Origin of the sequence: Enterobacter cloacae complex sp. 2024EL-00227, assembly GCF_043945315.1 — a bacterium.
Lineage (GTDB): Bacteria > Pseudomonadota > Gammaproteobacteria > Enterobacterales > Enterobacteriaceae > Enterobacter > Enterobacter roggenkampii.
In genome coordinates, this window is sequence record NZ_JBIMQP010000048.1 from 1 (window position 1) to 3,842 (window position 3,842).

Consider the following 3,842-nt stretch of genomic DNA (forward strand, 5'->3'; position numbering starts at 1 on the left):
CCAGATAGCCCGCCGTGTTAACGCCGGCGGCGGCACCGGCCATGACAGGGTACAGATTGTGGCGGCGCTGATGGCCATCGATGCCGGGCTTGAGCGGCTGCGGCACGCCGTTCTTGAGAAAGGAACGGACGATGATCGTTAAATTTCATCCACGCGGTCGCGGCGGTGGCGCCGGGCCGGTGGACTATCTGCTGGGTAAAGACCGGCAGCGTGAAGGCGCCAGCGTCCTGCAGGGGAAGCCGGAAGAAGTCCGGGAGCTGATTGATGCGTCGCCTTACGTGAAGAAATACACCTCCGGCGTCCTGTCGTTTGCGGAGGCCGATCTGCCTCCCGGCCAGCGGGAAAAACTGATGGCCAGCTTCGAGCGGGTTCTGATGCCCGGACTCGATAAAGATCAGTACAGCATTCTGTGGGTGGAGCACGCGGACAAGGGGCGTCTGGAGCTGAACTTTCTGATCCCCAATACCGAACTGCTGACCGGCAGGCGGCTCCAGCCGTACTACGACCGCGCCGACCGGCCGCGCATCGATGCCTGGCAGACCATCGTGAACGGCAGACTGGGGCTGCATGACCCGAACGCGCCGGAAAACCGCCGGGCGCTGGTCACGCCGTCCGGACTGCCGAAAACGAAGCAGGAGGCCACTGAAGCCATCACGCGCGGACTGCTGACCCTTGCTTCGTCCGGGGAGCTGAAAAACCGTCAGGACGTCACTGAGGCGCTGGAACGGTCAGGTTTTGAGGTGGTGCGCACCACGAAAAGCAGTATCAGCATTGCCGACCCGGACGGGGGGCGAAACATCCGACTGAAGGGAGCCATCTATGAGCAGTCTTTTAACGCTGGCGAAGGACTTAGAGCAGCAATCGAAAGCGCAGCAGCAGAGTACCGGCGAGATGCTGAAAGCCGCATTCAGCGAGCACGAGCAGTCTGTCAGAGCGGAACTGAGCGCAAGCGCGAGGAGAATCAGCGACGCCATCCTCGCACACGAGCAGAGTATGAGCGAGGCGATGGAGAAAAACCGGCGGAGCGTACTGCGGACTGCCGGGCGGACATGGTTCACCATCCTGATGGTGTCAGCGCTGCTGATCGGCACGAGCGGGAGCATACTGTGGTGGCAGGGGCAGCAGATAACCGACAATTACACGCATCTTCGTCAGCAGGAAGATACCCTGGCGAAAATGACTGCCCGGACGTGGGGAGTGCGCTATCAGGAGAGCAGCGACGGCCGGAGGTTTCTTATCCTGCCGCCCGGGATGCAAACCGAAGCCATCCCCTACGACGGGACGACATGGATCCGCCTGAAACAGGAGTAGCGGAAAATGACAGAGCTGGAAAAGCAGTTGCTGAGCGCATTAGAGCAGCTACAGCAGGACTACTCGCAAAGGCTGGACGAATGGGAGAGCGCCTTCGCGGAATGGCGGAGCATGTGTGGGCTTATGCAACGGGAGAACGCGGTGCTGAACGAGCGCGTGTCGGACTTGAGCACGCAGGTGCTGAGTTTAAGCGAGCAGCTGCGCCGCTTGTCCGGGAACTGAATGCCATCGAGCTCCGGCAGAGGGAGAATGAGTATCAGAAAACACTGGAGCTGGAGCGCCAGCCGCAGAAAACCTACCGCGGGCCGACACTTTAAACCATCCAGGCAGCTGACAACCCGCACGAAGAGGGGCTCTTATTTCTCCCGCTAAATAGGTTCGTGATCAAAAAGGTCACGACTTATTCAGGAGCGGGAAATGAAGCTGTTAAATCTTATTGAATCATTGCTTAACTGCCTGTATCTGGCGGCGGAGCTGTGGGACTGGCTGGAGAAGCATTTGTCGGTTTTTAAGGCATTGGCGCGGATTTTAGTGTGACTTTAACATCCATGCATCTGGCTGCATGACTATGCACCAGTGTAATATTCAGCGGCTGCGTTTCTGGTGTTTTTTCGTTATGTCTGTCGCCACTTTCTCGCGTCTGGCACCGGAAACGCAGCCAACCCCGTTTCAGCGGTGCGGCCAACGGATGTTATGGTAAATGGTGCCTAATTAACGTTGACGTTTACATCAGCAGGACTTTGATAATTAGGTCGCTGTAATCCACTATCGCCAACCGATAAGCATTGGAATATGACGCTTATATCATCCCCTGGAAGCGAGCTAAACGTAGAGTGATCCATGTTCTTCACAAGGATGGTCTTGCCTTGATTAAGGCAATATTGGTTCGCTTCTGTTAACGCAGCTTTTTTTGCTCCAGCCTGTCCCCTTACAGGTGCAGCATGAACAGATATGGAATAAGTATCTGGCCCCATGGGTAATACGCCACTTGAATTAACGCATCCTGTAAGGGAAATCATTACTGCTGCAAAGCAAATGTATTTCATTACTCTAATATCCTATGTTTTTATTTTTCTATTTATTCAAATGGTTATGCTGGTTTGTTGGGTGATTGTGCATCATCCTACTATCTTGCCTGATTAGTAATCTTTTCAAAAGGATATGTTATCAAGGGGAACAGAAGTGGTGGCAGTAACTGGGGGTGGTTGATATCCAGACGTGGATATGAGCAATGTTTTCGAGGTTAGGATCTTCTTGTGATCCTGTCGTTACCGTCGTAATCTCTTGCCCTGTAAACGAAAAAACCACCCGGCAAGGTGGTTTTTCGAAGGTTCAGTAAACCGGCAAGTTTCTGAACCGTGGTAACAGTCTTGTGCGAGACGTGTCACCAAATCTGTCCTTCCAGTGTAGCCGTAGTAATGGCACCACTTCAAGAACTCTCACAACATCTCTCGCACATCCTGTTTACCAGTGGCTACTGCCAATGGCGATTTGTCGTGCCTTTTCGGGTTGGACTCAAGTTGATAGTTACCGGAAAGAGCGTGGTAGTCGGACTGAACGGGGGGTTCGTGCATACAGTCCAGCTTGGAGCGAACTGCCTTCCCGGAACCGAGTGTCAGGCGTGGAATGAGAAACCGCGGCCATAACAGCGGAATGACACCGGTAAACCGAAAGGCAGGAACAGGAGAGCGCACGAGGGAGCCACCAGGGGGAAACGCCTGGTATCTTTAAGTCCTGTCGGGTTTCGCCACCACTGATTTGAGCGTCAGATTTCGTGATGCTTGTCAGGGGGGCGGAGCCTATGGAAAAACGGCTTTGCCGTGGCCTTCTCGCTTCCCTGTTAAGCTTCTTCCTGGCATCCTCCAGGAAATTTCCGCCCCGTTCGTAAGCCATTTCCGCTCGCCGCAGCCGAACGACCGAGCGCAGCGAGTCAGTGAGCGAGGAAGCGGAATATATCCTGTATCACATATTCTGCTGACGCACCGGTGCCGCCTTTTTTCTCCTGCCACATGAAGCACTTCACTGACACCCTCATCCGTGCCAACATAGTAAGCCAGTATACACTCCGCTAGCGCTACGTGACTGGTTCAGGGCTGCGCCCCGAAACCCGCCAAAAGCCACTGACGCGCCTGCGGCTTGTCCAACCCCGCGCCGACCGGGAAAGGCTTTCCCGCCCGTCCCGGCGTTATCAGGAGGCCGGTTTGTCAGAGAAACGGAACAAGATGCTCACCATGTGGGTGACGGAGGGCGAGCACCGGCGGCTGCTTGAGCGCTGCGACGGCAGGCCGCTGGCGGCGTGGATGCGGCAGACCTGCCTGGACGAAAAGCCTGCGCGCACCGGAAAGCTCCCCTCACTCTCGCCGGCGCTGCTGCGCCAGCTTGCCGGTATGGGCAATAACCTGAACCAGATAGCCCGCCGTGTTAACGCCGGCGGCGGCACCGGCCATGACAGGGTACAGATTGTGGCGGCGCTGATGGCCATCGATGCCGGGCTTGAGCGGCTGCGGCACGCCGTTCTTGAGAAAGGAACG

General features: G+C 56.1%; 3 protein-coding genes and 1 pseudogene. All 4 read left to right on the forward strand.

All coding sequences use genetic code 11. The annotated features are described in order from the left end of the window. Positions 1 to 142: pseudogene (locus ACHH0Z_RS25365) on the forward strand (plasmid mobilization relaxosome protein MobC); the annotation flags it as partial. Positions 143 to 819: 677 nt separating this feature from the next. Continuing rightward, positions 820 to 1,311 carry an MbeB family mobilization protein gene (locus ACHH0Z_RS25370; RefSeq protein ID WP_032629998.1) on the forward strand — a complete coding sequence of 164 codons (492 nt, stop codon included), beginning with the start codon at positions 820 to 822 and terminating at the stop codon, positions 1,309 to 1,311. 6 nt (positions 1,312 to 1,317) lie between these two features. After that, positions 1,318 to 1,533 (forward strand): MbeD family mobilization/exclusion protein, encoded by a 216-nt coding sequence (locus tag ACHH0Z_RS25375; RefSeq protein ID WP_000137422.1) that lies wholly within the window; start codon positions 1,318 to 1,320, stop codon positions 1,531 to 1,533. Between the two features lie 1,979 nt (positions 1,534 to 3,512). Next, a partial coding sequence (locus ACHH0Z_RS25380) for a MobC family plasmid mobilization relaxosome protein (RefSeq protein ID WP_395149616.1) occupies positions 3,513 to 3,842 on the forward strand: 330 nt, incomplete at its 3' end.